The sequence below is a fragment of the Mesorhizobium sp. M7A.F.Ca.CA.002.15.2.1 genome, assembly GCF_003998715.1.
Classification (GTDB): Bacteria; Pseudomonadota; Alphaproteobacteria; order Rhizobiales; family Rhizobiaceae; genus Mesorhizobium; species Mesorhizobium ciceri.
In genome coordinates, this window is record NZ_RZPI01000826.1 from 1 (window position 1) to 2188 (window position 2188).

General features: G+C 59.6%; 3 protein-coding genes. 1 reads left to right on the forward strand and 2 read right to left on the reverse strand.

Features of this window, described 5'->3' with window-relative positions:
• Positions 1-394: SDR family NAD(P)-dependent oxidoreductase (locus ENZ74_RS29860; protein ID WP_127313217.1), on the reverse strand; the 394-nt coding region annotated here is incomplete at its 3' end.
• 307 nt (positions 395-701) lie between these two features.
• The gene (locus tag ENZ74_RS29865) at positions 702-1397 is read right to left on the reverse strand and encodes a TetR/AcrR family transcriptional regulator C-terminal domain-containing protein (RefSeq protein ID WP_013531570.1); all 696 of its coding nucleotides are present in this window, start codon (positions 1395-1397) and stop codon (positions 702-704) included.
• Between the two features lie 192 nt (positions 1398-1589).
• Between ENZ74_RS29865 and ENZ74_RS29870 the strand changes: the two genes are divergently transcribed.
• Complete coding sequence (locus ENZ74_RS29870; RefSeq protein ID WP_027161647.1) at positions 1590-2072, forward strand: RidA family protein; 483 nt, start codon at positions 1590-1592, stop codon at positions 2070-2072.
• Positions 2073-2188 lie beyond the last annotated feature (116 nt).

A 2188-nucleotide genomic window follows, 5' to 3' on the forward strand; every position in this document is an offset into this window, starting at 1 on the left:
GTCCCTCCTTTTCCACCGCGGATTTGGTCTCTTCAGCGTCCTTGTCCTCGGCCAGATAGACGATCGCGACGTCGGCGCCCTCGCGGGCGAACAACACCGCCACCGAGCGGCCGATGCCCGAATCGCCGCCCGTGATGAGCGCTACCTTTTGGTTGAGTTTTTTCGATCCGAGATAGTAAGGCGCATCGTACAGCGGCGCCGGCTCTATGGCCCATTCATGTCCCGGTTTGGGCTGATGTTGCTCAGGGAAGGGGGGCTCGGGATATTCGCGGGCGCCAGCCTGCATGGCGCCTTGAAGCTTCCCATCGCCTTTCGATTTGTCCTTGGCATCGATGCCACGTTGGATATGGCGCTGCTTGGCCGCTTCACCGGCTATTTCCGACTTCATCTGCATGATCGTCTCCTTGGCTTGGAGAGAAAACAACGCATGTCGGCCAAAAAGGTTTTGCGCAAAAGATCGACTGCAGAGAGGATTCCGACCAGCGGTTGGCAATGCGTGGCGACGACATCGCCAACTGCAACAATTCAGCTGCAATGCAGCCGCACCAGCCACCGCCGCGATGGGATCGAGCATCTGGGGCTTGCCCGCTGCCTGCGCCGCCTTGGCGGCGAGCCAAACGTGATGATGTGGACTGGGAAGCTCTTGCGTCGCGTGCGCAAAGCAGCGCCATCCGGTCTGCTCCGGGCGGAGCGCCGGAATTCTATCTTGGCGAGAGGCCGTCGAGCAGGAAGTCGAGGCCTCTTCGGAAGGCGCCATCCCAATCGTTGTCCAACAGCAGACGAGAGCGTTCGATTGTCGGGTAGTGTTCGCTGAGATGTGTAAGACGCTGCTGTGCGGCTGCCCTGTCTTCTTCCGAGAGATCGAAGCTTGCCCGGGTGAGGGTGGCGCCCATCACATAGTTCCAGAGCGACCATATCGCGGCGTTCAGATCCGCGTCCGCAACACCGGCTCTGGACAAGGTCTTGCTCAGCATTTCCAGGCGACCGAGAATGTTCCGACCGAGCGCCCGGCGCGGCAACAGCGATGCCGACCAAGGATGGCGCAACATTCTGGCGCGCCAGTCTTCGAGCATATGAACGACGTCTCCGCGCCAGTCCGGAGACTCACCTGTTTCAGGCGATCCGCGATGTTCGAGCACCGAATCGACTGCTAGATCAAAGACATCCTCCTTGTTGTCGACGTGCCAATATAGACTCATCACACCCGAGCCGAGGCGATCGGCCAGCCGACGCATTGTCAATCCGTCTATGCCCTGGGCGTCCAGCAGTTCCACCGCGGTCGCCACGATACGCTCTCGAGACAGCGGCGGCTCGGTGCTCGCTTGCTGCACGGGCTGGAGCGACACGCTTATCCGTTGATCCCCTTTGCTCCGGGCGCCGCTGCGTTTGGCTACCATCCGTCGTCCTCGCTTTTTCAGAACATCGATTTTGACCGGCAACGCGACAAATGTCGATCTTGAGCGATTGACTCGTACGACGTACCATACGATGACTCGTACATCGCACGATTCACGTAGCGATTAGGTTAAAGTTCAATCTGCAGGCGCCAGGGTAGGTTGCTCGCAGGCTGCGGAGCCAAGCGAAAAACCATGTCACGCGCAATCAAGCATCTGCTTATCGGAGGGCTAATCATCATGACCATTGCAGTCCCCACTGCGTCGCCGGCGAACGAGTTCAAGCTGACTATTGTCAATCCACAGGCACTCTACGACCCGTCGCCGAATGGCTACAGCACCGCCGTAATCGCACCGCTCGGAGCTCGGATCGCCTACATCTCCGGGCAGGGCGGCCAAGACAGCACAGGAACCTTGTCACCGGATTTCGCCGTCCAGGTGAAGCAGGCCTACGCAAATTTGCATGCTGCGCTTGAGGGCATCGGCGCCAAGCCGGATCAGGTGGCGAAGCTCACGGTCTTCGTGGTCGACCACGACATGTCCAAGCTCGAGGTGTTGACCAGGAACGTCAAGGACATGTTCGGCGAGGCGCTGCCGGCGCAGACTCTGGTTCCCGTTCCCAAGCTTGCAATCGATCCCATGCTTTTCGAGGTGGAGGCCACCGTTATTCTGGAATAGTCGCTCCGATTGACCCGATCGTTCGAACAAAGAGTCGAGCGCGCTGCCGACGGCTGCGCGCTCACAATATCGAGCGGATGTTTCCAAGCCTCACGTGTTTCCAGGCTGAAGCCTCC